This is a genomic window from Paraburkholderia sp. BCC1884 (assembly GCF_900996225.1).
Taxonomy (GTDB): Bacteria; Pseudomonadota; Gammaproteobacteria; order Burkholderiales; family Burkholderiaceae; genus Paraburkholderia.
Genome location: NZ_CAAJGL010000144.1, coordinates 1 through 497, shown reverse-complemented (window position 1 = coordinate 497; position 497 = coordinate 1). Strand labels below are relative to the sequence as shown.

Sequence of the window (497 nt, the reverse complement as noted above, 5' to 3'; positions counted from 1 at the left end):
CGCCGGACGCGAGGGCCTCGACGGCGGCACGCGCGTCGAAATAGTCGAGCCCGGTGACGGGCAGCGGTTTGCGATGGGGGGTATTCATGTTCTGGGGCATGCGGGAGAATTCACGGGCCGGGGCGGCGGGCGATGCCGGCCGCCCCGGGCGCGCTCAGCGCTTCTCGATCGAGACGAACTTCAGATCCTCCGGACCCGTGTAGTTCGCGCTCGGGCGGATGATCTTGTTGTCGATGCGCTGCTCGATGATGTGGGCGCTCCAGCCGGACGTGCGCGCGATAACGAACAGCGGCTTGAACATCGCGGTCGGCACGCCCATCATCCGGTAGGACACGGCGCTGAACCAGTCGAGGTTCGGGAACATCTTCTTGGCGTCCCACATCACCGATTCGAGGCGCTCGGCGATCTCGAACAGCTTGGTGTCGCCGGCATCCTTCGAGAGCTTGCGCGCGACTTCCTTGATCACCTTGTTGCGCGGATCCGAGATCGTGTAGACC

Annotated in this window: 1 protein-coding gene; it reads right to left on the bottom strand. The window is 65.0% G+C overall.

The annotated features are described in order from the left end of the window. Positions 1-154: 154 nt before the first annotated feature. A partial coding sequence (locus FQ705_RS30980) for a citrate/2-methylcitrate synthase (protein WP_313955689.1) occupies positions 155-497 on the bottom strand: 343 nt, incomplete at its 5' end.